The sequence below is a fragment of the Neobacillus sp. WH10 genome (assembly GCF_030123405.1).
In the GTDB taxonomy this organism is placed as follows: domain Bacteria; phylum Bacillota; class Bacilli; order Bacillales; family Cytobacillaceae; genus Neobacillus.
Genome location: NZ_CP126110.1, coordinates 4869297 through 4894897, shown reverse-complemented (window position 1 = coordinate 4894897; position 25601 = coordinate 4869297). Strand labels below are relative to the sequence as shown.

Genomic DNA, 25601 nt, shown 5'->3' with positions numbered 1-25601 from the left:
CAGGTGACATTAAATGAAACTAAATGACAACTGGAAAATACGAGATTTTGGTGTTGGAACCGCTCGTGACCTTGAAGTTGCTTCTCCTGAATATGTTGATTATTTTTGGATGACAGCATCTGTTCCTGGTGATGTCCATTCCACCCTGATTAAGCGAAAGCTGATTGACGATCCTTTTTACGGACATAATGATTTGAAATGTCAGTGGGTAGAAGAAAAAGTATGGTGGTATCGCAGCACGTTTGATTTTGATGAGGAGCTTCTTAAAGAGGACCGGTATGAGTTGATTTTCGAGGGACTTGATACGTTTGCAACGGTATATTTAAACGGTGTAGAGCTGGGTTCGACGGAGAATATGTTCATAAGTCACACCTTTGAAGTAACGCGGGAGCTCAAAAAAGGGAAAAACACGATAGCGGTTAAATTTGACCCGGTCCATGTTCACGCGAAGGAAAAAGTTCAATATTATTGGTCCGGTTTTAGCAAGAAACGGATATGGACACGGAAGGCGCAAAGTCACTATGGCTGGGATTGGGGTCCGCGCTTAGTTGCGGCAGGGATTTGGAAGGATGTCCATCTAGAGAAACGGACCTTTGCCAAAATTGATCATCTATTTGCAAAGACAATATCTATTTCACCTGAGCAAGCAGTTGTCGAGGTGGATATTGAAATAGAAAAGTATTGGAAAGAAAAAGAATATGTGGCGCAAGTTAGTTTGGCATATAAGGAAGACGTTATTTCGGCTAAAGTGAAAATGAATGAAAAAAAGGCAGCGGTTGTGTTAGAGGTAGCCGATCCAAAGCTATGGTGGACACATGACCTTGGGACACCGCATCTTTATCAGTTAAGAATTGAATTGTTTACTGATGGTGTGAAGATTGATGAACGTTTTGAGGAATTTGGGATTAGAACAATGGAAGTCCGGCTTGTTGACGAAGTCGGAAAGCATAGTTTTACTTTTGTGTTAAATGGGCACAAACTGTTTGCCAAAGGCGCCAATTGGATTCCGATTGATAGTTTTATAGGAGCAGTGCCAGATTCTCGGTATAAGCATTTAATCAAAATGTCCAAAGATGCCAATATGAATATGCTCCGCGTCTGGGGCGGCGGTATCTATGAAAAGGATGTGTTTTACGAAGAATGCAATCGGCTGGGAATTTTAGTCTGGCAGGATTTTATGTTCGCATGTGCATTGTATCCAGATTACAATAAAAACTTTATGGCTAATGTCCGTGAAGAAATTACACATGTGGTAAAACGGCTTCGAAATCATCCTTGTTTGTCCTTGTGGTGCGGGAATAATGAAAATGACTGGCTTTATGAGGCTTTATCTTCTTCTGGAGAGATTACTCATCCTTTTTACGGAGAAAGAATTTACCATGAGCTAATGCCGGAATTGTTAGAGGAGCTTGACCCCACTCGGTTGTTTTGGCCAAGTTCGCCATTTGGCGGCAATGACCATAACTCAAGGGAGCAGGGAGACACACATAATTGGCAGGTATGGCACGGGAATATCGAGCCGCGCGTATTTGGCGAACCCCAGAAGGTGGATTACAGTATTGAAGGTCTATCCTTTAAAAACTTTAAAAATGATCATACGCTGTTTGCGAGTGAATTTGGAATGCATGCTTCGTCCAACCGCTATACGTTAGAGTTCAATATCCCTAAGGATCAATTTTTCTGGGGAAGCGAAGAAATGGCCTACAGAAACAAAGATATCCATCAACCAAAAGGCATCTTGCTAATGGAAGGGTATACGGGTGTTCCGAAGGATCTTGAGGAGTACATTTCTTTTTCCATGTTAACGCAAGCTGAAGGGTTGAAATATGGCATCGAGCATTACCGCCGTAATAAGCCGCATACAAGCGGAGCATTATTTTGGCAGTTGAACGACTGTTGGCCTGGCACTAGCTGGTCTGTTATTGATTATTATTTATTGCCAAAGGCGTCCTATCATTATGCACGAAAATTTTACCATCCGATCTTGTTGACACTTGATCATGCGCCAGGAAAAGACATTGGGATTTGGGTGGTAAATGACCGACTAGAAAGCTACCAGGATGAGATTGAGCTTGCTGTTTACAAATTTACCGGCGAAAGGGTATTTTCAAAGCAGTGGACGATTTTAGTAGAAGCGAACGTTACTAAACAAATTGATGTAGTTCTGGAAGACGAAGTACTAGGTGGACTCAGTCCTAAAGAGTCCGTAATGGTTATCCGCTCGAAAGGTCATAAAACTGATGAAAATCTCTATTATTTCTGTGATCATAAGGACTTGAATTGGGGTAAAGCGGAATTAACGATCTCTCTTGATCGAGAGAATGATGAACTGACCATTACTACAAATGTGTTAGCCCGTATGGTAACGATTGAATTAGGTATGGAACAGCTGGTGATCGAGGATAATTTCTTTGACTTGCTGCCAAAGGGTAGGAAAACAGTTAAGGTACAGCAGGCTCAGGGGAAGGAAGTCCCATGGGAATCATTAAGGGTAAAGGCGATAAATAGCGTCAATACCATTGTGTCGGAGGGAAGATGTTGATGAAAGCAGCTGTTTTGCAAGGAACAAAGCATATGGAAGTGTTGGATCTGGATTCAGAGTCACTTTCCCCTTTAGAGGTAGTTGTAAAGGTAAAAAGCTGTGGAATTTGCGGCACGGACCAGCATATTTACCATGGCCATCCTGGCTCAGCAGAAGTCCGTCCTCCAATCGTTCTTGGGCATGAGTTGGCCGGAGAAGTGGTTGAAGTGGGGATGGAGGTTACAAACGTCCAAATAGGTGAGCGGGTTTCGATTGATCCGAACATTTATTGTGGGACATGCGAATACTGTCGGAGTAATCGGCTCCATTTATGCAACCATCTTCAGGCGGTGGGTGTAACAAGAGATGGAGGAATGGGCGAATATTGTGTTGTACTGGCAGCCAATTGTTATCAAATCCCGGAGCAAATGACCTATGAAGAGGCAGCACTAGTTGAGCCGTTAGGCTGTGTCCTTCATGGTTTTAGGAAAATTCATTTGTCGTCCTTGAGTAAGGTACTCATCATTGGCGGCGGATTTATCGGTCAATTGTTTTTGCAATTGGTTAAAAAACAAAATGTCGAATCGGTCATTGTAAGTGAGCCAGCGGAAAACAAAAAAGAGCTGCTTTATCAGTTGGGTGCTGATGAAGTGGTCCATCCGTTGAACGCTTCTAAGTGGGAGGCAGACGTTGTGATTGAGTGTGTGGGCCGGCCTGAAAGTATGGAATTAGCTGTCAGGTCAGCGGCAAAAGGCGGTCAAGTGTTACTATTCGGGGTCTCGTCACCGGAAACAACCATTTCTGTTGCGCCATTTGAAATTTTTTCAAAGGAGCTTACAATCAAAGGCTCATTAATTAACCCTTTTACACATGAAGAAGCTATTTCATTAATTGCTAAAAAAGTGGTGGAGGTCCGATCGCTTATTTCGCATCGATTTGCGATAGATGAGCTGCCGGCGGTCATGGCTGACTACCCGAATCTAAAAGTAACAAAGGCTGTCATTAACTACTAGTTGGTGGAGTTATCGGTCTAGTATAGAATACTCGTGGTATTGGACCGAGTGGTTACGGCAAAAGGAGAATATATATGTCTTCTATTTTTAAGTCTTTTTCTACGGAATTGAAGTTTTATTTGCTTATGAATACCTTCTTTTCCTTTGGTACAGCTTTGTCAGGTGTTTTTCAAAGTGTGTTTCTATGGAAACTTGATAAAACCTTTTCTCTGCTTGCCTATTACAGCTTGTATTGGTCCATTGCGATTATTATTTGTTTTGGACTTTGTGCGTGGCTGGCGAGGAAAACAAGCCCGATGATTACTATGCGATTTGGGTTTGTCTTTTATCTGATTACCTATTTAATCATGTTGATTTTTCATGACACCTTAAGTGATCATATCATTCTATTGGGAAGCGCAAATGGCTTAGCGATGAGCCTTTACTATGTAGGCATGCATATGGCTGTTTTGGATTTGACAACGAATGAAAAACGGGATCAATTTTTATATATTCAAGGAATATTACTAACCATCGGAGGAGTCGTTGCTCCACTTGTATCCGGTATATTAATCTCGCAATTTCATGGTATGCTAGGTTATTATATCGTCTTTATTGCCACATGCATTTTCTTTTTCCTTTCATTTTTGATTTCTTTAAAAGTCAAAGGGAGCCCAATCGAATCGAAAAGCTATTTTTGGGATGTTGTACGGAGTCCATCTCGTGAATGGAAGAAGATGTACTCGGTTATGTTTGCCGATGGGATTGTATCGGGTGTGTATACGACCTTTTTAATAACGATGATTATGTTCGAAGTAGCTGGCGGGGAATTGAGCTTAGGAATTTTTAATACTGTGGCAGAAATTGTGTCAATCGCAGCCTTCTTTGTGCTTGCAAAGTTTTCTAATCCGGATTATCGTATCGCTATCTTTGCGATTGGTGCAGTTAGTATCTTAGTTGGCTCTGTCTTACTATCAGCCCTTCCCATCTTTATCTCGTTGGTTATTTTTGCAATAATCCAACCTGTAGCCATGAATATGATTAACACTTCCATGAATGCGATGATTTATGCATCGATTGAAAAGGATCCGCTATACAAGGAAAGGCGATTGGACTATATTATTATTCGTGAAATCCCCCTCGGGATTGGCAGAATCATCGGTGTATTTTTGTTTTTAGGGATGAGGAAATACTTTGCTATCGAGCAACTCTTACCTATTTCATTTAGTCTTTTTCCGATTGTTTATGTACTGATGATCCCCGTTTTATACTTAATCTGGAAAGGGGAAGGTACCAATCATTCCCCAAAATTTGACGAAAGATGAACTGGAGGAATTTATGTATGTTAGGTGCGATTGAAGCAGGTGGAACAAAGTTTGTTTGTGCTGTTGGGGATGAAAAAGGAAACATTGTTGAACGAATTCAGATTCCAACAACGGTACCTGAGGACACCATACCTAAGGTGATTGACTTTTTTAAAAGATATCCGCTAAAGGCTATCGGAATTGGCTCGTTTGGTCCGATTGATGTAAACTCTGAAAGTCCAACTTACGGTTCTATCACGTCTACACCAAAAACGGGTTGGAGGGGTTTTCCGTTTGTTCAAACGTTAAAAGCAGCTTTTCCTGTTCCGATTGGTTTCAATACGGATGTCAATGCAGCTGCATTGGGAGAGGCAACATTCGGTGCTGCCAAAGGTCTAGATAGCTGCTTATATATTACTGTAGGAACCGGAATTGGTGCGGGTGCGATTATTCAAGGAAAACTTCTTCAAGGACTGTCACATCCTGAAATGGGGCATATCCTCGTAAAACGTCACGAAAAAGATGCATATCATGGGAAATGCCCATATCATAATGATTGCTTAGAAGGTCTTGCTGCTGGTCCTGCTATTGAAGAGCGCTGGGGTGATAAAGGTGTTAATCTTATCGATCGAGAGGAAATCTGGGACTTGGAAGGATACTATCTTGCCCAGGCTCTGATGCAGTATATTTTAATTCTATCTCCGAAAAAAATCATCCTTGGTGGAGGGGTTATGAATCAGAAACAGGTATTTACTTCTATTTATAAGTATTTACCAAAATTTATTAGTGATTATGTGGTGCTCCCGGAGCTTGTTGATTATATTGTCAGCCCAGGTCTAGAGGATCGTGCGGGAATTATTGGATCCCTCTTGCTTGCCCATCGAGCACTAGAAGATACAATCTAAAGAATGTACATTTGGAGGTAATGATTTTGCAGCCATTGTTTTTAAAACCGGTTTTTAAAGAGAGAATCTGGGGTGGAACGGCTCTTCAAGAAGAATTTGGCTATAATATCCCAAAAGAAAATACAGGCGAATGCTGGGCAATCTCTGCTCATCCTCATGGCCCTTCAGTCATCGAAAATGGACCATATGAGGGAATGACATTGGATGAGCTATGGCGGAAACATCCTGAACTATTTGGAAATCCTAGTGGAGAGGTATTTCCTCTTTTGACGAAGATTTTGGACGCAAATATGGATTTATCCGTACAAGTTCATCCGGATGATCTCTATGCAAAGGTGAATGAAAACGGTGAGTTTGGAAAAACAGAATGCTGGTATATCATTGACTGTAAAGAAGATGCTGACATGATCTTTGGCCATAATGCTCATTCGAGAGAAGAATTAGTTGAGCATATGAATGAAGGAAAATGGAATGAACTGCTGCGCAGAGTGAAAATTAAACCAGGCGACTTTTTCTATGTTCCGAGCGGTACCATTCACGCGTTATGTGAAGGGACTATAGTCTTAGAAACTCAGCAAAGCTCTGACACCACCTACCGGGTGTACGACTATGATCGTCTTGATGTGGAAGGAAATTTAAGGGACCTTCATTTAGAAAGAGCCATTGAAGTTACGACTGTTCCGCATCTCGATGCAGTAAGTTTACCCGTAGTTCAAGAGCATGGAAAATCTAGAATTACAACTTTTGTAGAATCAGACTTTTTCTCTGTTTATAAATGGGAAGTTCGTGGCAAATCGGTGTTTGCATATAATGATCAATATTTACTTCTCAGTGTTATTAAGGGAGAGGGGACACTTTTTCATGCCAGTGAGCAATATGAAATGAAGAAAGGAATCCACCTTATCATCCCAGTAGGTTTTGGAACATTTGAAGTTGATGGGGATTGCGAATTAATTGTATCGCATACATAATCTGCTGGAGTATAGGTCTATCACCGAATACAAAAAAGCGTAAAGGTTCTTCGTTGATTGAGCCCTTTACGCTTTTTTTAGAGAAACGAAATCATTTTGTATTATTATTCAGTTGAATACGTGCCAAAATAAAGATACACTCTTAATATTGTTAGTTAGAGCAGGTGTAAGGATGAATAATAGACAAAAGGAATTATTAAGAATATTGCTCGTTAATGAAGACGGGACATTACACATTAAAGATTTGTCGGAGCGGCTTGATTGTGCGGAGAAAACAGTTCGGAATGATTTAGACCGGCTGCAGGAGTATCTTCTTGATTTCTCTAGTGCTAGCCTGACCCGTAAGCCTGGTTTTGGCATATCGCTTGAAATTGATGAAGAAGATCGGTCAATGATTTTGCGCAGTCTCCTTACTAACGAGCCAAAAACAAATGAAGAGCGGCTGATTGAAATAGCCTATCGGTTTTTAACTAGTAATAAACCTATTACATTTCAGTATTTGGCTGATCAATACTTTGTGCCTAAAACGACGATTAAAAAAGACATGGAGACCTTTACGAACTGGCTTCAGCGTTATGAGCTTGAACTCGTATGCAAGCAACGAATTGGAAATGTGATTCAAGGATTAGAGTTGAAAAAACGAAATGCATTGGCACACTTGCCCGAACTCACTTCATCTATTCCCCATGTCAAAAATTATGTTTTGGATTTATTTTTGCCTTATGAAATTACGACAGTCCGAAAAGTGTTGGGGGAAATGCAGGATAAGTTTTCGATTGCATTAACGGATGGGGCGATCGAGAGTTTACTCGTTCACGCTCTGATTATGGTCAAACGAACACGGCAAAGGTCGCCTGTATTTGTACAGGAGTCCGAAAAGGAATCGGCATTGAAACGGATAGAATATCAATATGCTAGTTGGTTTTTCGAACAGCTCGAATCAGCATTTCGGCTAACCTTTCCTGTAGAGGAGCGGGTGTATTTCACTTGGCATCTCATTAGCAGCAAGCGAACAAAAGAGGGATCTGAACAAGTTTTGAAATATGATAAAGATGCAGCAGAAATTGTAAGTGCATTCATTAGTAAAATGGGAAAGCTGGCATTATTTCATTTTGAAGCCGATCAGATTTTAACAAATGGTCTCACTGTGCATTTGCACTCTGTCATTAATCGGATCAAATACGGTTTTCCGATTACCAACCCGCTGCTTTCTACTATTAAGAAAATGTATCCTTATATGTTTAATATGGTGATGTTGACACTGGAAGAAATTAAACATACCTATCATTTGGAAATTCCCGAAGATGAGGCTGCTTATATTGTCCTTCATTTTCAGGCCTCGATTGAACGGATGGAAAATACGAGAGGTAGCAAGAAGAAAGCACTGATTGTTTGCCATATGGGAATTGGCATGTCACATCTGTTAGAGGCGAAAATTGAGCAGCAATATCAGGAAATTGATATTTTAGCTTGTATCGGTAAAGCAGAAGTTGGGGAGTATGTAAGACTTCATCAACCGGATTTTATTATTTCAACCATTCCTCTTGAAAAAATAAACATCGAGCACATCGTCATTTCTCCGCTATTTGGACAGGAGGATAAGAAAAAATTAAGCCAATTTGTTGAGGAACTGAAACAAAAACATACGGGACTTCATAATCAAAATGTCCTTTCCCAATTTTTGACCGAAGACCTCTTATTTTTTCATGTAGACCAAGAGCACCGGTATGAAGTAGTGGAAATGCTAGCAACCGCACTTTTTAAAAAAGGCTGTGTAAGTAAAGAGTTTATCCATAGTGCTGTGAATAGAGAGAGGAAATCTGCTACAGCGATTGGCGGAGGAATAGCAATTCCGCATGGAAATCCTTCTATGGTCCAGAGGTCTGCTATTGCAACGGCTATCATGAAAGAGCCGTTAGAGTGGGGGAATGAAAAGGTTTCACTAGTATTCATGCTATCCCTTGCAGAGGAAAATCATGGAGATATTCGCGGTGTTATTGGAGAAATTGCTTCCCTGAGTGAATCTCCACTCATTGTTCATGAGTTAACGGCCGCAGAGAATACTAAGATGTTTTTACGGATATTAGAAGAGAATCAGTGAGCCGGGTAAGAGTGGATGGAATGTCCACTCTTTTTTTGCTAATTAGGAAAGTAAAAGGGCGGCAAAGCCTCTGTCTTTCCTTTAGAGTCTCGCTAATCGGCAAGTTTTCTTTAAAAGATAAGAAAGGATAAATTTCGACTTTGAGAAATGTCCAGCTCCAGCGCCCAGCGGCTAGTAGACTTCGCTCTTCTCCCTACGATAAGTCAACATCGGATCGCTTCCGCTCTCCGTGTTTCCTTTATCTCAGTCGAAGCTCTCCAGTCTATACGCCGCTAAACGGGCGCTTGCGCTTTTCTTATTCGATTAATTTTTTTTTACCGCAACTTCTGGTAAAAATAAAAAAAATTAAATGGACAAGTTGAATTTATTATATAGGTAAGCGATTACTTTATTATTTTCATCGGTAGGAGGAGACATAATGGGAAAAATATTAGCTGTTACAGCTTGTCCAGTTGGTATTGCTCATACGTATATGGCTGCTGAAAATTTACAAAAAGCAGGCGAAGCGTTAGGCGTTGATATTAAAGTAGAAACACAAGGTTCGATTGGCGTAGAAAATGCGTTAACAGAAGAAGAGATCGCGGCAGCAGATGGGATTATTATTGCTGCAGACAAAGAGGTTTCGAAAGACCGTTTCGTTGGTAAAAAGTTAATTGTAACCGGTGTCCAAGACGGAATTCGGAAACCTGAAGAACTCATTAAACAGGTTCAAAGCGGAAACGTTCCTGTTTACAAATCAGAATTAGCATCTGCTAATGGACCTAAGAAGACTAAATCAAAAGAAAATCCAATTTATAAACATTTAATGAATGGTGTATCCTATATGATTCCATTCATCGTTGTAGGGGGATTATTGATTGCCCTGGCGTTAGCGCTTGGAGGTCATCAGACCCCTGGTGGAATCGTGATACCGGACGATTCAATTTGGAAGCAAGTAGAAAAGCTTGGCGGTACGTCTTTCATGTTCATGGTGCCAATCTTGGCTGGTTTCATTGCGGTAAGTATTGCTGACCGACCTGGACTTGTACCAGGTATGATCGGCGGTTATATCGCAGCAAACGGTAGTTTTTATGGAAGTGAAGCTGGTGCTGGATTTATCGGTGGGATTATTGCCGGTTTCTTAGCAGGTTATGTGGCCCTTGCCATTAAGAAAATTAAAGTGCCAAAAGCGATTCTGCCCGTTATGCCAATTATCTTTATCCCAATCCTTTCTTCTGTAATTGTTGGGTTATTATTCATTTATGTCATTGGCTCTCCGGTTTCACATGTGTTTGAAGCATTAACTGATTGGCTTGCTAGCATGCAAGGCGGAAGCTCGATTGTATTAGCGATGATTCTTGGTGCGATGATTGCAGTTGATATGGGTGGCCCATTCAACAAAGTTGCCTTTTTATTCGGTTCCGCAATGATTGCCGAAGGAAACTATGAAATTATGGGACCGATTGCGGTTGCCATTTGTATTCCGCCAATTGGGCTTGGACTTGCAACATTTATTAACAAACGAAAATTCAGTCAAACTGAAAGAGATGCAGGAAAAGCATCATTCACAATGGGATTATTCGGTATTACAGAAGGGGCAATTCCATTCGCAGCGCAAGATCCGTTACGAGTAATTCCTAGTATCGTTGTCGGTTCAATGGTTGGTTCTGTTATTGCTATGCTTTCAAGTGTTGGGGACCGAGTGGCCCATGGTGGTCCGATTGTTGCCGTATTAGGTGCTGTCGATCATGTCCTTATGTTCTTTGTTGCCATCATTATTGGGGTGGTTGTTACGGCCTTTATGGTTATTGCCTTGAAGAAAAATGTGGAAGATGCTCCAGTTGCAGCGGGTGTTGGCCCTGTATCTGGTGCTGCTGTCTCTGAACACAAAGAGGCTGTTAATGCGAAGGTGGAAGCCACTAACAACACTGAAATTCATAAATTGACGGAAATTACAAGTTTAGAGTTAATAGAAACAGATTTAACTGGATCTACTCGTGATGAGGTCATTGATGAATTAATTGCGAGATTTGATGCAAAGGGAATTTTAAGCTCGAAACAAGCATTTAAACAAGCTATTTTGAATCGTGAAGGTGAAAGTTCAACAGGACTTGGTATGAATATTGCGATTCCACATGGAAAATCAAGTGCGGTTACACGGCCAGCTGTTGCCTTTGGTATTAAACGTGATGGTGTAGATTGGAAAAGTTTAGACGGTAATGATGCAAAATTGATCTTTATGATTGCTGTACCGGAAAAAGCTTCTGGAGATGCCCATCTGAAGATTTTACAAATGCTATCACGAAAATTAATGGATGACAATTTTAGAGAGCAATTGCTGCGTGTTACTTCGAAAGAAGAAGCTTTCAAGTTGCTTGAAACCATTAACTAAGATGGAATAAGTGCTGCTGCTATTTAATAATGAAAGATATAATTGGAAGAGAGCGAAAAATGCTCTCTTTTCATATATCTAGAATATGGAGGTTAACATGTATAAAAATGAACCGATTTTTTTACAGCCTGTTTTTCAAGAAAGAATTTGGGGAGGACAAAAATTAAAGACAGAATTCCATTATGATATTCCCTATAAGCAAACAGGCGAAGCATGGGTAATCTCTGCCCATCCCCATGGTCCAAGCGTGATAAAGAATGGTCCGCTTGCTGGGAAAACATTAGCTGAAGCATGGAACGAACATGGAATTCTTTTTAATAAAAAATCCGATCATCAAGGGGAATATCCATTACTTATTAAAATCTTGGACGCAGCCGATGATCTATCTGTTCAAGTTCATCCGAATGACCAATTTGCCCGTGAGGTGGAAGGCGTTCCTTATGGTAAAACTGAATGCTGGTATGTCTTAAGTGCTGAAGAAGATGCAGAACTTGTGCTAGGCCATCATGCAAAATCACAAGAAGAATTAGTGCAAATGGTGGATCAAGGTGAATGGGACAAGCTTCTAAGAAGAGTGAAAGTGAAGGCGGGAGATTTTGTTTATGTTCCGAGCGGTACGATTCATGCTATTGGAAAAGGAATCGTTATCCTAGAAACGCAACAAAGTTCAGATATAACCTATCGTGTTTATGACTATGACCGGACAGATACAGCAGGCAATAAACGTGAATTACACCTGGAGCGTGCAAAACAAGTGACAACCGTTCCACATCAGGACGCTGCTGTAGAGCAAACTGAAACGGTTATTGGTGATTTAGTCGAAAAGAAACTTGTGAAGGAGCAGTATTTTTCTGTTTATCATTGGCAATTAAACGGGAAAGCATCTTGCGGATTAACTAATGACTTTTTACAAGTGAGTGTAATCGAGGGGAAAGCTGAACTAACGATTGCTGGTAAGATCTTTGCTATAGAGAAGGGCAGCCATTTTCTGTTACCTCACGGAGTTCATGAGTATACTATTGAAGGACAAGCCGAATTTATTGTTTCACATGTTTGATGAATGAAATCCGAAATTGAAGCAGGGTGAACGTTAGATTAATATAAAAAGAAGCGTAAAGGAACAAGTGTCGAGGTCCTTTACGCTTCTTTTATTATTCTGTTATAAATTTGTATCTTAATATTGCTGCAAGTCCTGCACCATGCTTGAAGTCGCCTTGTTTAATCAAAGTCTTCAATTCTTCCATTGTCAGTTTATGAAGTTCAATTTGCTCGCTGGTTTCTAAATTTTGTTCGGAAGGATTTAAGCCAGCTGCTGCAAACAAGAAAATCTCCTCCGATGTTGAGCCGGGTGAAGGATAAAAGCTTCCTAATTCAAGCCAATGTTCGGCAGAATAGCCTGTTTCTTCCTCAAGCTCTCTTTTCGCTGTATCCATTGGAGAAGGGTCTGTTTTGTCAATCATCCCAGCAGGCAGCTCCCATAGCCAGCTTTTTAGCGAATGACGGTATTGTTTTATACATATTACTTCTCCGTTCTTCGTTATCGGGAGTATACAAACTCCTTTGGCAAAGTCTAAATAGGAAAAGGTCTTTTCCTCTCCATTTGGGAGAATTACCTCATCAACCGTAATCCCAAAGCGATCCACTTTTTTCTGAATTGAACTGTGTATCTTCCAAGCCATTTCTTTCACCTCTCTATAAATACAAGATATATATATATTCTAATCGAATATTGGACTATATTAAACTCTAAGGAATTCTAAAGCCAAACTTTATTACCTCCTAACTATGAGAGAGATCTTCAAGGTGTTACTCTGTCATTTGACTCCACTATGATATTATTAGGTTATCAGGATATCACTTATCATAGGAGGAGGATTTACTTTGAATAACGATTTATTTAAGGAAGCAGAGGAATTTATTCGTTCCTGTTATAGCGAATTAAATAAAACGGAGCAGGAAATAGAAATTAGGTTAAATGAAATTAATAAACAGTTACAAAGCAAAGATTTTTATGAACACACAGCTGTGGAATTAGAATATGGAGCAAAAGTGGCTTGGCGTAATAGTAATCGTTGTATTGGAAGGTTATTTTGGGATCAATTAAACGTTATCGATAAGAGACACTTAAACACAGAAGAGGAAATGGCTGGGGCTTTATTTGAGCACATTGAGTATGCAACGAATAAGGGACGGATCCGGCCTACTATCACTATTTTTCCACAGAAAACTCCTAATCAAACGGTACGTATATGGAATCATCAATTAATTCGCTACGCAGGATATCGTACTGAGCAAGGAGTGTTAGGGGACCCGGGCTCCTTAGCTTTTACCGAGGAGTGTATAAAACTAGGGTGGGAACCGAAGTTTGGGAAGTTTGATATTTTACCATTAGTAATACAAATAAATGATAATGGTCCAAGAATGTTTGAAATTCCAGAACATCTTCCACTTGAAGTTCCACTTCGTCATCCTCAGTACAAATGGTTTGAAGATTTAGAATTGAAATGGTATGGAGTACCCATTATTTCCGAGATGATGCTTGAAATCGGAGGTGTTACTTATACTGCTGCTCCCTTTAATGGCTGGTATATGGGTACTGAGATAGGGGCACGAAACTTGGCTGATGAATCGAGGTATAATTTACTCCCTCAGATCGGAGCTTTAATGGGGTTAGATACGAAAAGTAGTATATCTTTATGGAAAGATAGAGCATTGTTAGAATTGAATACAGCCGTCTTACATTCTTTTAAAGAAGATGGAGTTAGTATCGTTGACCATCATACGGCTGCTCAACAGTTTAAAAAATTTGAAGAAAAAGAAAAGGAAATAGGAAGATCCCTCACTGGTGATTGGACTTGGCTCATTCCACCAATGTCACCTGCTGCAACTCATATTTTTCATGCATCATATAATAATGAAATTTTAAAGCCTAATTATTTTTATCAACCTAAACCATATTGATTGTTTGTAAAGCCAACAGAAATGTTGGCTTTTATCATGAAACCATCTTTTTTTAGGGGAATAATATACATACGGGAAGAATAAAAGGATAAATAAACATTTTTCGTTGCGATGTTACAAGAGCAGCTTATCAATAAAACATTATTACTTTTTGGTTAACTTCTATGGAGCCCTTAAAAATATTTTTAATTTATTCTGTAAAAAAGAAGGTGAGCAACAATGAAGGTTGATTCTTTTTTTAAGGCTGCTCCTTATAAAAGTGTTAGTGAAGATGCCATTTTAATTAATGAAAAGGTAAAGGTCTATGGGGTGTTTGATGGGGCAACGCCTTTAACACAATTTAAAGATGAAAACAATATGAATGGTGCCTATTTAGCATCTAATATATTTAAAGATTATTTCGCTAGACTCTTCCATGAAGATCTTTCGTTAGTTGAAGGGATCCAAGCTGCTAATAGGATGCTGCGAGATCGCATGGAAAAATCCATGGTTAATCTAGAGAAATATGAAAACCTTTGGTCAACATGTGCAGCCATAATTAAATTTGAAAATAACGGAAAGATATCTTATGCTCAGCTTGGTGATTGTATGATCATTGCAGAATATCAAAACGGAATGATAAAAGCTCTAACCAGGGACACAGTAAAAGGGATAAGTTATCGGGCGAAGGCATGGCGTGAGGAACAAAGAAAACAAGGAGTTACAATTCCAGATGAGGACTTTTATCAAGATATTACTCAACAGCGTATCTTTAATCGTTCATTAGCGAATAAACCACACGGATACACTGTAGCGAATGGAAGGGAAGAAGCTGTACATTTTATTCAGCATGGTCAAGTAAAAATCAGTGATATTAAAGCACTATTAATGATAACGGATGGTCTGTTTCACCCTGATTATTTAATTGAAGAAACATTTAAAATGATTCAGAAATCTGGTGCTTCTTCGTATTCTATTGAGTTAGAACAATTTGAGAGAAGGAATAACCTTCGTTCAGATGATAAGTCGGGGATCATGATTCGACTTATTAATTGAATGGTATCTTCGAAACAGCTTTCAATAATATATTGTTATAACTTTGAGGACAAAAATGATGCAGAAACATGGGAATATGTTCCAGATAACTGTTGTTGGTGCCAAAATTGTGCCAGAACCAGAAAAACCTGTCCCCATAAAAGAAATTGGCGACAGGTTTCCTTTTTACCTAAGACTGGTTTGATTCAACAAAAATGCTCACATTTCTTTCTTCTAAAAAATTCAATCCAAAAAGGAGGTCCTGTTTTTGAAGATTGAAGGTCTTTTCCATCATCTGAATCCAGTCCTCTTTATTTGCAAAATCAGTTATTTGTATGTCATTGTCGGATTTTACGATCAATTTTGAATTTATGACGGCATAGCTCACTCGGTCTTTAAATATCGTTGCTACAATCCTCCGCATAAATGGATTCTCGTCTTTATCCCGATGGGCATGGATGATATCTTCAGTAAAACTTTCAACATCTACTGGAAACCACTCGATTGTTTTGGCAACAAAAGTCTGTCCTCCTGACCTCCTATCAAACAAATACTCACGTCTGCCGACCTTCTTGATGATCATTTCTTCACCGCAGCGAATTAAATATGGTTCCTCCTCAATTAGCAATGGTTCAAATAAAGGTGCCATAAAGCCTACATCAGTATAATACGATTTTCCGTTCATCGTAACCATCAAACCAAGATGGGTGTTCCCACCTTTAGCACGGACAATTTTAACATCAAACCCAAGGGAGTAGAGCAGTTTCCCAAAATGAATATTGAGAATATAACAGTTTCCGCCCCAGCCCTTTCCAAGTAAATTTTCAAGATACTCTTCTTTACTAGGAATCAAATCATTGTGATTACGTGTAGTGTAATAATGATATTTACTAATGATCTCGAATGGTACACGATGCAAATGTGCCTCTACTAAGCTTTGCAAGTACTTATAGTCAGGTTCCGATTTATCGATACGTAAAAAATCCAAATATTTCTCTGTCCAACGATCCATCTGTTATTCACTTCCTATATTGGTTTAACCACCATAAAAGCAATGATTACAACTACAATTACACAAGCGATAATATGGTAATTTCGGACTTTTGTAAGCAATCCTTGAGAATGTTCATCCGTTTCGGATGCCCCTTGTTCACTTAACTCTGATAATGCAGCAGAAAGCTTTTTTGCAGCTGGAGTTAAGAAGCCGATAATAACGACTTCAGCTAAAATGAAAAGGACTAATGCTCCACCAATCCATAAAGTAAAAAATGTTCCATAATTCCCGAGCCAAACTAACAGCAGCCCTGATAAAAAGGTCAATCCTCCGAAAATTTTCGGGAGAACCTCTAAACGAGCTACCAGATTGACCATCCTTTTTACCTCAAAAAGTGACTTTTCCTTTTTTAATATCAATGGAAAAGCGTAGGCAGGGCCAAGACCAACCACCGCTGCAACGACATGTAAAAATACAAGCCATTCCATAAAAAACACCACCTATTCATAAGTCTTAAACATATCATAAGTGGTGTGATCTATTTAAAATATCGGTTGAAATACGTATTTTTCTTAATTACGGAGAATCAGAAAGTCCATTTTCAATTATGTAGCTTGCTAAGACAGCACGGGAGTTAATTGACAGCTTTTGAAAAATCCGTTCTAAATGTGTTGTCACTGTCCGTTTACTTAAAAAAAGAGCCTTGGCAATTTCTTCATTGGATAGACCTTGTGCAACTTGGAGTGCTACCTGTAATTCACGAGGGCTTAAGACGGTATTTTTGTCCCCTGTTCGTTTGGATCCTTCTAGAAGAATCCGATCCAATGCTTGAGCAATCATTTTCTGACGTTCTTTATCATCTTCAAGCCCATGAAGTTTTTCAATTAGCTGGGATAGAATTCGTGAAGCTATATGAAGAAGGTCCTCATTGAAATCACTAAAGAAAAGCTCATCATTACTTTGACTGCCTATAACAGCCATTATTTTTTTATCTTTATTTTTAACTGGAATTGCAACATAGTTTTGACTAATATTTCGATAATTTTCTACTGAAAACTTCTCTTTTTCCGGCAGTTGGTTAAGAAAGGTTGTAAAAGCATATTGATATTGGGAACGGATATTATTAATGAAGACAGGTTTTTCCTGGTGGGAGGACAATTGTGCTACTCGCTGGAGAACTTTTTGTGCTGACTCCTCATCTAGGCCATGAACTATTGCTAAATGTAACTGATTGGCTAAGTTATCTGTGATCCAAACAGCCGAGCGGTCCCATCCAAATTTCTTTTCAAGCTGTTCTAATAATGGATGATAGGTTTCAGTAAGTAAACGTAAATGACTATTCTCCTCTTTACAAATTCGTGCTGACACAACGGTGAACAGTTCAGCACAATTGACGGTAATGGGCATCACTGATTCTAACATCATTGACAGCACCTCATATTGCTTTTTCATTTCAGCAAAAATCTCACCATCTGTCCTAAAGCCTATATACTCTAATACAAGCTCCCATGTAGAAAAATTCGTAGTATCCATCGTACGAATAAAGGCATAAGGGTTTTCCTGCAAATTTTGCACACTCTTTTTCAACATGTGATTAGCGATTGCGACATGGTTTGAATCGACATACCATATGCGAGAGATATTTGTAATATTTGGGATTCCTTCTTTGCTGCTTGTAATTAGAGTTGCTGGAACAGCACCCATTAGTGCTGGCATCATTTCTTTAGGAATCATTGATGGCGTCCCCCTTTTGATACTTGCTCCCTGCGTAGGGTCCAGGTGTTTGGACAAAGATCTCTTCTGCTTTGTATGAAATAACATCACAAATAGCTGTTGAAAGTGGAAATTTCGCATACATTTTTGGAAACAATATAAGGCTGCTTTTTCGATATCCGGTTAATATTTCAAGATCTTCTCTAGTTGAAGCTTTATAGTTTATGAACTTCCCTTTTATTTGATAGGATTCGTTTGAAAATCCATCCGTAAATAAACAAGCAACTACGCCATTGCCTGATGATAAATAGGAGAGAACCTTTTCTGTCTGTGCTTTGAGGATATAGATATTGAGACAATCTATCCCATCATCGATTTTCACTCCAAAACCACGTACAGAAATAGGGTGTCTATCAACATTTGAGACGGCAAGATGAATAAATAAAGGTTCTGTTCTTTGTAAAAAATTGACGACAGTATGATCCAGTATCATATAACCCCCCAGATTTGGTTTTATTTCAAATTTAATTAATAAGTTTAAAGCTGTGGTTGGATTAAAATTAGTTACAGCTTACCAGGTGTCTTTCTATTATCTAGAATATTCTAGATTCCCTATAATTTGACCTCCGAAAAATATAAAAAACATACCTCGTTTTCGGTATAGAATCAGAGACCTGGATCGAAAACGACTTGTAACATGAATCATGATAAAAATCGAGATTGAATCCATAGAAGTGGCTTTGATAATATATTCAGGTTCTAATGAGAAGCCAGATGCCAAGCACCATCTAGTTATTTATGAATTAAAAAGAAGGCAGAATGCTATAAGTATTAGCGTTCTGCCTTTCTTCCTTTTTAAAACTCAAAATACCGCCGAAGTAAATAAGAAATCCACTTACAATGAGGATGATTTCGAATATTTTCGAGTAATCCTTTTACTATAGCAGGGCTTAATGTCGGTTCGAGTAGATGCTGCTTTAGTAAGATTAACGATTCTTTTTCAATTGACTCTTCCATTTCATCAATCTTTTGTACGATGATTTCGAGGATCTGTTCCTTCGTTACTTCTTCATTCATCGGCTGCTTGACCAGTTGACTAAGCTCTTGTGTAACAAATGGAGCAGTCGTATGCTGCGCCAGTAAAGTTGTTTTTTCCACAAGCGACTTCGCCAGTAACTTTAAATCCAACGGAACATTATAGAATACAAATAACTGTGAATACGTACTCATAAAGCCTTTAATACAATAAATTAAGTCATATTTTGTATCCTTGACCCTATCACCATATAACCGTTCAATCATCAATAAGATCGCGTTCTCGATTACTTTTTCGTAGTATTGCATTTTTAAAATGAGTTCTTTATTAAATGTGTGCGACTGCTCTTTAATGAGAACATTAGCGAAATCAGAATGCTTTTGAAAAAAATGATAGATAGCATAATAAAATTCATATAAAATCTGCTCATCTTTTGTATTTTTGACTATGTAGTCAATGTCAGAGGTAATTTGCATCATAAAGTCGTCAATTATTGCGGTGATCAATTCGTCCTTTGACTTGAAGGATAAGTAAAAAGCACCTTTGGAAATCCCGCAATGCTCAGTTATCTGTTGGACGGATGTGGCTTCAAACCCTTGCTTTGCAAAAAGCTCTAACGCTTTTTCCATAATTAACTGTTTTTTAACCATTTTATTGTATCGCTCCTATGGTCTTTAGTTGACAAATGACTCATTGGTCATTATTATAAATAATTGAGCGCATGAAGTCAATTAAGGGTAGGTGTAATAGTGAAAGGGTTAGTTAATTTTGTCCTGAAGAATAAATTAGCAGTATGGCTACTTACCATCATCATTACGGTATCTGGTATTTATTCAGGTACACGAATGAATATGGAGACGATACCGAATATCTCGATTCCATACTTAATGGTCATGGATGTCTATCCGGGAGCTACTCCTGAGAAAGTGATGAAAGATGTATCCATGCCGATCGAGAAAGCGGTAGAAGGCCTTGATCACGTGAAAGCCGTTTACTCCAATTCTTATTCTAATATGTCCAGTATTCAAGTAGAATACGAATACGGAATTGATATGGATGAGGCGAAACGTGAATTAAAATCGGCTTTAGATTCCTTAAAACTCCCGGAAGGGGCACAAAAGCCGACAACGACAGCGATTAGCATGAATATGATGCCGGTTGTGGCTCTAAGTGTAAGTAGTTCAAAAGAGGATATTGTTGAATTAACGTCAACAGTAGAAGAAAGTCTACTTCCAAAAATCCAGAAAATCGAGGGTGTTGCGTCAGCTACGATTGCCGGCCAGCATATTGAAGAAGTAGATCTTACGTATAACAAAGCCAAAATGGCTGAGTTCGGTTTAACTGAAGATAGCGTTAAGCAAATGATTCAAGCAAGCAACATGTCAGTTTCCTTAGGACTTTACGAGTTTAAAGAAGGTGAGCAGGCGGTCGCCGTCGACGGCAAGTTCATGACGGCTGATGAATTAAAGAATATGCTGATTCCTGTCACACCATCAGCAACAAATCCTTCTCCATTTGTAAAGCTTAGCGACATTGCGACAATTGAAACAGTCGGTAAAGTACAATCTATTTCCCGGACAAACGGAAAAGATGCGATTGCGATTCAAATTGTCAAAGGTCAACAAGCGAACACCGTTGATGTTGTAAACAAGGTGAAAAAGCTAATAAAAGATGAAAAGAAAAAGTATGACGGTCTCGACATTGATGTCACCCTTGACCAAGGTAAACCGATTGAAGATTCGGTCACCACGATGATTGAAAAAGCGGTATTTGGCGGTTTAATTGCCGTATTAATCATCCTATTATTCTTGCGTGATTTTAAATCTACGATTATTTCAATTGTATCGATTCCAGTTTCGATTTTCATGGCATTACTGCTGCTGCACTGGATGGATATTACACTGAATATTATGACGCTTGGTGCGATTACGGTTGCGATTGGGCGAGTCATAGATGACTCAATTGTCGTCGTAGAAAATATATATCGAAGACTGCATTTAAAAGAAGAAAAATTAACCGGCCGCGCACTTATTCGTGAAGCGACGATTGAAATGTTCAAACCAATTATGTCCTCCACATTAGTAACAGTTGCAGTATTTGCGCCACTGATCTTTGTAAGCGGTATGGTTGGCGAGCTTTTCGCACCGTTTGCCTTAACGATGGCGTTTTCCCTTGGGGCTTCATTACTTGTAGCGATTACTATCGTTCCGGCTCTTTCCCACTTCTTATTTAAGAAGAAGTTATATGGTGCAAAAACAGCAAAAAGCCATAAAGAAACTGGTGAACTGGCAAAATGGTATAAGTGGTTCCTGGAAAAGGTTCTTAACCATAAAGTGATTACTTCGATTCTTGCTGTTGTTTTATTAGCTGGAAGTTTGGCCTTAACACCATTAATCGGCTTTAGCTTCATGGGCAGCGAAGAGGAAAAAGTGATGTACTTAACGTACACACCAAAAGCCGGCGAACTTAAAGAAGAAACAGTAGCGAATGTTAAAGTGGTCGAAGATCAGATGCTGAAACGGGACGATATTGATATCGTTCAGGTATCTGTTACTGAAGAAGGCGATGAGATGTCTGCCATGATGGGCGGCGGCTCAGGCGGTGGCTTGATGTACTTAATTTTTGACCCAGACATAAAGAATTTCCCAGAGGTTAAGGGAAAAATTGAAAAGTATGTTACCGGCCTTAATCAATCAGGCAAATGGAAGAGCCAAAACTTCTCTTCAATGTCAGGGGCGGAAAATGAAGTCAGCTACACCCTTTACAGTGAGGATTTAAACAAGCTAAATCAATCTGTGAAAAAGGTTGAGTCAGTGTTGAAGAAACATGATGACTTGAAAGATGTGACGACCAGTGCAGAGGATGCTTATGTCGAGTATACTTTCAGGGTTGAGCAAGCTAACTTGTTGAAGTACGGGTTAACAACGGGACAGCTTGTGATGATGTTAAGCCCGCAAAAAACGCAAGATGTGTTAACAACGGTTGAAAAAGACGGCAACTCCTTAGATGTCATCGTCCAGCAGGAACAAGCTGCCCAGCCTGAATCGATCGATGATCTTTTAGCAAAACAAGTACCAACTGCAATGGGTACAACAATGCCTCTTTCTGAACTTGTTACTGTGAAAAAAGGGACAACACAAAATACACTTGCACGTAGTAAAGGCGAGTACTACGCAACCGTTTCTGGAAAAATTAAATCTGAAGATATTTCAAAAGTAACCTCTAAAGTGGGTAAAGAAGTAGATAAATTAGATTTACCAAAAGGTGTATCCGTCGCCGTTGCCGGGGTACAGGCAGATATGACCGAGACATTTACACAGCTTGGTGTCGCCATGCTTGCGGCGATCGCCATCGTGTACTTCATCCTTGTGGTAACCTTCCGTGAAGGTGTCGCACCATTTGCGATCCTATTCTCGTTACCGTTTGCGGTCATCGGTTCATTTGTTGGTTTGTTAATCGCTGGGGAAACCATCTCTGTCTCTGTCATGATGGGGCTATTGATGTTAATTGGTATCGTAGTTACGAACGCCATCGTGCTAGTAGACAGGATTATTCATATGGAACGTGATGGCTTAGGTATGCGTGAAGCGGTTCTAGAAGCGGGTGCAACACGTTTACGTCCAATTCTCATGACTGCTATCGCAACAATCGGTGCGTTAATCCCATTAGCACTTGGTGCAGGTGGCGGTGGAGGTTTAATCTCCAAAGGTCTTGGTATTACCGTAATCGGTGGCTTAACAAGTTCAACATTATTAACGTTGATTATTGTGCCAATTGTTTATGAAATCTTGTCTAAGATGTTTAAGAAAAACCGGAGAGAAGTGGAAGAAAACTAGTCAATTCAGGTTCGGAATAAGATTGGTTCACGACATGACCTTAAAGGGTATCTTAATAGAAAAGATTCAAAAATAACCGAGGGATATTCCCTTGGTTATTTTTGTTGATATGGAAGTATAACTTTTCTATCAGGTATAAGTGCAACTACGCCACATTCTTCCCACTTAGGGGCTTGCCAATCGGGTGTTTTTTTATATTTCTATTTGATTGTGGAATGTTACTTTATTATCGATAGTTTACAGTAATGCGGAATTATCACCGTTTGTTTAGTGCCATCTGCCAATAGGACAGTACTTCTTGAAAAAATTTTTTAAAAAATATCAAACTGAAAAGAAGAACGCTTCGTTTACTACAATGAAAAGCAAAAATACAATTAAGGAGTGTAATTAATGAAACGTTATTCTTTGAAAAAAATGAAATGGAGAAGTGTTTTGGCGGCTGTCCTAGTATTTCTTTACATGCTTCCAACTACGATTTTTGCCTCTGGTCATGAAAATAATCAAGAGAAGCCTGAAACTGGTTTTGACACCTACATTACGAATAATTCGCTGGCAGTAAGTCCAGATGAAAAGACCGGGGTTGTCTCAGATAGCCGTGAACACATCATCCTCGTGTTCGACCTTGTAAAAGGCACCTTGAAAAAAAAGATCGAGGGCTTTGTCACGCCAAGGAATATCGTGTTCATAGGGGGTGGGGCACAGTTTGTCGTCTCGGACAGTACGCTGGGTTCCTTACGATTTTATGATACAAAAACACTAAAACTGAAAGATGAGATAGTGGTTGGGCAAGGAGCATTTGGAACAGCGGTCAGCCCTGATGGGCGTACGATGTACGTTAACAACCAGGCTCAGAGTTCAGTAACGGTTGTCGATCTTGAAAAACGCAAGCCTGTTACCGTTATCCCTGGGTTTTCCCAGCCGCGTCAAGGGATTGTCGTCTCACACGATGGGAAATTTGTATTTGTTACAAATTTTAAAGGTGACAAAGTATCCGTAATTGATACGGCTGCTAAGACTATCGTTCGTGAGATAAATGGATTTTCTATGATTCGCGCGATATCTGTAAGTGCTGATGGAAGTACGTTGTATGCAGCAAACAGCGGCCGTGACAGTATTTCTGTGGTAGATCTCGCTCAGGGTGAAATCGTCGATGAAATAAAAGTTGGACGCGAGCCATATGGGGCAGCATTGTCGCCAGATGGAAAGCTCCTATTTGCCAGCAACAAAGCAGACAACACAATCAATGTTATCAGCGTTTCAGACAACCGTATTACCGGGACGATTAAAGGATTTCTGGAGCCACGCCAAGCAATCGCATTTAGTCAGGATGGGGCCCGTGCTTATGTACTTAATCGTGATCTGTCCATTTCCAAAGTCGATGTGAACAGCGGCACGATCATAGATACGATAAGTGAGAAGCGTTCCTACAGGCTTCAGGTTTTAAAATCCGATGAGGTTGGAAAATATCTAGCGGATCAGGAAGGAATGACGCTTTACTATTTTACAAAGGATACACCGGGCATCAGCAATTGTTTAGGAAAATGTCTTGAGATTTGGCCGCCGTTTTATGCAGAAAATATTAAGGCATCGGAAGGGTTTCATAAAAAAGATTTTGGAACGATTACAAGGGAAGATGGGCAGAAGCAAACAACCTATAAAGGGTATCCTCTTTATTACTTTATCAAAGATCAACAGCCAGGCGATACAAAAGGACAAGGCGTAAACAATATCTGGTATATTATTAACAAACATTTTATGGAAAAAAGTGAATAATGTAACCAAGGGGAAATTTATCTGAGCCAGGCACTACGCCTGGCTTTTTATTATTTTGGAGGGGTCTGAAGATGTGAGGGATACCCCTCCTTGGTGAAAGGTCTTTCTGGTTTGTTGGAATTTTTTGTATCTCTACAACCCTTTATCATTATACAAATGAAAAAAATGGTAGTAAACTATAGGGGAATGACTTTGCTTTTTACAAAAATATACTTAAAGAAGTGTCCATTCCTGTCATAGTGGAAGGAAATATTATGAACCCTGATATGCTGAAAAGAGCTTTTGAAATTATGGTGTAAGTTTTCTAAGTATTTACTCATCCTTATCTGATAAAGAAATATTTCAAACTATAAAGCATGTGGGCGGTTCTATTGCTTCAAAGAGGGCCTGACAACAGTCATATTGTCCAACTTTGGATTAGCATTTCTAATTACAGAATGGACAGGATACCGTTTGAAGTAGCGGTATCCTATTTCTGCAAGGTTTTCTATTTAAGTAAACGATCCAAAAGGAGATTATTATGATGTTTAAAAAATTATTTGGTCTAAATTCAACAAAAAAACAAGAAACTCTTTTATCCCCGGTAACTGGTCGGTTAGTCCCAATTGAAGAAGTGCCGGATCCAACGTTTGCTGAAAAGATGATAGGTGATGGAATTGCCATCGTACCATCAGAAGGGGTGGTCGTAGCTCCTATTGATGGTGAAGTCATCTCCATTTTTCCAACTAAACATGCCATAGGGCTCAAATCCAAACAAGGGCTGGAAATCCTTATACATATTGGCCTTGATACGGTCAATATGCAAGGGGAGGGATTTGAAACGTTTGTTAAGGTTGGGGACAAAGTATCAGCCGGAACAAAGCTCATCAGCTTCTCTATTGAATTGATCCAACAAAAGGCTGCCGATATCATTACCCCTGTGGTTGTAACGAATTTCGAGGTAGTGAAGGAACTGAACCGCGTAAACTTTTCAGAAGTGAAAAGTGGGGAAACAGAAATTATCAAGGTGGAACTCAATTAAATTCATTGAAATTTAATTTAACCAAAGCTAAAACAATTGCTGTGGTATTTTATCTTATCATTCTTAAACTCTCGAGAAGAATGGGGAC

19 protein-coding genes are annotated in these 25601 nt (G+C 39.4%); 13 read left to right on the top strand and 6 right to left on the bottom strand.

The window, feature by feature from the left end; all coding sequences use genetic code 11:
* The first annotated feature begins 13 nt into the window (after positions 1-13).
* From QNH20_RS23705 to manA (QNH20_RS23670), 8 genes are all read left to right on the top strand, one after another.
* The gene (locus tag QNH20_RS23705) at positions 14-2542 is read left to right on the top strand and encodes a beta-mannosidase (RefSeq protein WP_283920387.1); all 2529 of its coding nucleotides are present in this window, start codon (positions 14-16) and stop codon (positions 2540-2542) included.
* Entirely contained in the window at positions 2542-3534 is a 993-nt protein-coding gene (locus tag QNH20_RS23700) for a zinc-dependent alcohol dehydrogenase family protein (RefSeq protein ID WP_283920386.1), read from the top strand. The genes QNH20_RS23705 and QNH20_RS23700 overlap by 1 nt, the downstream gene beginning before the upstream one ends.
* Before the next feature lie 74 nt (positions 3535-3608).
* Entirely contained in the window at positions 3609-4838 is a 1230-nt protein-coding gene (locus QNH20_RS23695; RefSeq protein ID WP_283920385.1) for an MFS transporter, read from the top strand.
* 17 nt (positions 4839-4855) lie between these two features.
* On the top strand, positions 4856-5722 hold the full coding sequence (locus QNH20_RS23690) for an ROK family protein (RefSeq protein WP_283920384.1): 867 nt from the start codon (positions 4856-4858) through the stop codon (positions 5720-5722).
* A 23-nt stretch (positions 5723-5745) separates the two neighbouring features.
* Positions 5746-6693 carry a mannose-6-phosphate isomerase, class I gene (gene manA, locus QNH20_RS23685; protein ID WP_283923489.1) on the top strand — a complete coding sequence of 316 codons (948 nt, stop codon included), beginning with the start codon at positions 5746-5748 and terminating at the stop codon, positions 6691-6693.
* 172 nt (positions 6694-6865) lie between these two features.
* Entirely contained in the window at positions 6866-8794 is a 1929-nt protein-coding gene (locus QNH20_RS23680; RefSeq protein WP_283920383.1) for a BglG family transcription antiterminator, read from the top strand.
* 418 nt (positions 8795-9212) lie between these two features.
* The gene (locus QNH20_RS23675) at positions 9213-11165 is read left to right on the top strand and encodes a PTS fructose transporter subunit IIABC (protein WP_283920382.1); all 1953 of its coding nucleotides are present in this window, start codon (positions 9213-9215) and stop codon (positions 11163-11165) included.
* Between the two features lie 97 nt (positions 11166-11262).
* Entirely contained in the window at positions 11263-12222 is a 960-nt protein-coding gene (gene manA, locus QNH20_RS23670) for a mannose-6-phosphate isomerase, class I (protein ID WP_283920381.1), read from the top strand.
* 94 nt (positions 12223-12316) lie between these two features.
* Here the strand turns inward: manA (QNH20_RS23670) and QNH20_RS23665 are convergent, their stop codons facing one another.
* Positions 12317-12844, bottom strand: a complete 528-nt coding sequence (locus QNH20_RS23665) for an NUDIX hydrolase (RefSeq protein WP_283920380.1) — start codon at positions 12842-12844, stop codon at positions 12317-12319.
* A 202-nt stretch (positions 12845-13046) separates the two neighbouring features.
* Here QNH20_RS23665 and QNH20_RS23660 point away from each other — a divergent pair, with 202 nt between their 5' ends.
* Positions 13047-14126, top strand: a complete 1080-nt coding sequence (locus QNH20_RS23660; protein WP_283920379.1) for a nitric oxide synthase oxygenase — start codon at positions 13047-13049, stop codon at positions 14124-14126.
* Between the two features lie 219 nt (positions 14127-14345).
* Positions 14346-15161: a protein phosphatase 2C domain-containing protein gene (locus tag QNH20_RS23655; protein ID WP_283920378.1), complete on the top strand. Its 816-nt coding sequence runs from the start codon at positions 14346-14348 to the stop codon at positions 15159-15161.
* 169 nt (positions 15162-15330) lie between these two features.
* Here QNH20_RS23655 and QNH20_RS23650 read toward each other — a convergent pair whose 3' ends face one another.
* The 5 genes from QNH20_RS23650 to QNH20_RS23630 form a co-directional block, all read right to left on the bottom strand.
* The gene (locus tag QNH20_RS23650; RefSeq protein ID WP_283920377.1) at positions 15331-16152 is read right to left on the bottom strand and encodes an arylamine N-acetyltransferase; all 822 of its coding nucleotides are present in this window, start codon (positions 16150-16152) and stop codon (positions 15331-15333) included.
* Between the two features lie 14 nt (positions 16153-16166).
* A complete protein-coding gene (locus QNH20_RS23645) occupies positions 16167-16622 on the bottom strand; it encodes a DUF2269 family protein (protein ID WP_283920376.1) in 456 nt (151 codons plus the stop codon).
* Between the two features lie 88 nt (positions 16623-16710).
* Positions 16711-17868 (bottom strand): LuxR C-terminal-related transcriptional regulator, encoded by a 1158-nt coding sequence (locus tag QNH20_RS23640; RefSeq protein WP_283920375.1) that lies wholly within the window; start codon positions 17866-17868, stop codon positions 16711-16713.
* Positions 17858-18340, bottom strand: a complete 483-nt coding sequence (locus tag QNH20_RS23635; protein ID WP_283920374.1) for a hypothetical protein — start codon at positions 18338-18340, stop codon at positions 17858-17860. Before QNH20_RS23635 ends, QNH20_RS23640 begins: the two co-directional genes overlap by 11 nt.
* Before the next feature lie 362 nt (positions 18341-18702).
* Entirely contained in the window at positions 18703-19533 is an 831-nt protein-coding gene (locus QNH20_RS23630) for a TetR/AcrR family transcriptional regulator (protein ID WP_283920373.1), read from the bottom strand.
* A 99-nt stretch (positions 19534-19632) separates the two neighbouring features.
* Between QNH20_RS23630 and QNH20_RS23625 the strand changes: the two genes are divergently transcribed.
* From QNH20_RS23625 to QNH20_RS23615, 3 genes are all read left to right on the top strand, one after another.
* Entirely contained in the window at positions 19633-22719 is a 3087-nt protein-coding gene (locus QNH20_RS23625; RefSeq protein ID WP_283920372.1) for an efflux RND transporter permease subunit, read from the top strand.
* Between the two features lie 390 nt (positions 22720-23109).
* Positions 23110-24492, top strand: a complete 1383-nt coding sequence (locus tag QNH20_RS23620) for a YVTN family beta-propeller repeat protein (protein ID WP_283920371.1) — start codon at positions 23110-23112, stop codon at positions 24490-24492.
* A gap of 523 nt (positions 24493-25015) precedes the next feature.
* Complete coding sequence (locus QNH20_RS23615; protein ID WP_283923488.1) at positions 25016-25513, top strand: PTS sugar transporter subunit IIA; 498 nt, start codon at positions 25016-25018, stop codon at positions 25511-25513.
* Positions 25514-25601 lie beyond the last annotated feature (88 nt).

What these genes read in the sequence shown, in the direction of transcription:
- QNH20_RS23615 (WP_283923488.1), top strand. Translation starts at nt 25,016, where the DNA reads ATGTTTAAAAAATTATTTGGTCTAAATTCAACAAAAAAACAAGAAACT.
- QNH20_RS23675 (WP_283920382.1), top strand. Translation starts at nt 9,213, where the DNA reads ATGGGAAAAATATTAGCTGTTACAGCTTGTCCAGTTGGTATTGCTCAT.
- QNH20_RS23700 (WP_283920386.1), top strand. Translation starts at nt 2,542, where the DNA reads ATGAAAGCAGCTGTTTTGCAAGGAACAAAGCATATGGAAGTGTTGGAT.
- QNH20_RS23640 (WP_283920375.1), bottom strand. Translation starts at nt 17,868, where the DNA reads ATGATTCCTAAAGAAATGATGCCAGCACTAATGGGTGCTGTTCCAGCA.
- QNH20_RS23650 (WP_283920377.1), bottom strand. Translation starts at nt 16,152, where the DNA reads ATGGATCGTTGGACAGAGAAATATTTGGATTTTTTACGTATCGATAAA.
- QNH20_RS23630 (WP_283920373.1), bottom strand. Translation starts at nt 19,533, where the DNA reads ATGGTTAAAAAACAGTTAATTATGGAAAAAGCGTTAGAGCTTTTTGCA.
- QNH20_RS23695 (WP_283920385.1), top strand. Translation starts at nt 3,609, where the DNA reads ATGTCTTCTATTTTTAAGTCTTTTTCTACGGAATTGAAGTTTTATTTG.
- QNH20_RS23705 (WP_283920387.1), top strand. Translation starts at nt 14, where the DNA reads ATGAAACTAAATGACAACTGGAAAATACGAGATTTTGGTGTTGGAACC.
- QNH20_RS23690 (WP_283920384.1), top strand. Translation starts at nt 4,856, where the DNA reads ATGTTAGGTGCGATTGAAGCAGGTGGAACAAAGTTTGTTTGTGCTGTT.
- QNH20_RS23680 (WP_283920383.1), top strand. Translation starts at nt 6,866, where the DNA reads ATGAATAATAGACAAAAGGAATTATTAAGAATATTGCTCGTTAATGAA.
- QNH20_RS23635 (WP_283920374.1), bottom strand. Translation starts at nt 18,340, where the DNA reads ATGATACTGGATCATACTGTCGTCAATTTTTTACAAAGAACAGAACCT.
- QNH20_RS23645 (WP_283920376.1), bottom strand. Translation starts at nt 16,622, where the DNA reads ATGGAATGGCTTGTATTTTTACATGTCGTTGCAGCGGTGGTTGGTCTT.
- QNH20_RS23665 (WP_283920380.1), bottom strand. Translation starts at nt 12,844, where the DNA reads ATGGCTTGGAAGATACACAGTTCAATTCAGAAAAAAGTGGATCGCTTT.
- QNH20_RS23620 (WP_283920371.1), top strand. Translation starts at nt 23,110, where the DNA reads ATGAAACGTTATTCTTTGAAAAAAATGAAATGGAGAAGTGTTTTGGCG.
- QNH20_RS23655 (WP_283920378.1), top strand. Translation starts at nt 14,346, where the DNA reads ATGAAGGTTGATTCTTTTTTTAAGGCTGCTCCTTATAAAAGTGTTAGT.
- manA (WP_283920381.1), top strand. Translation starts at nt 11,263, where the DNA reads ATGTATAAAAATGAACCGATTTTTTTACAGCCTGTTTTTCAAGAAAGA.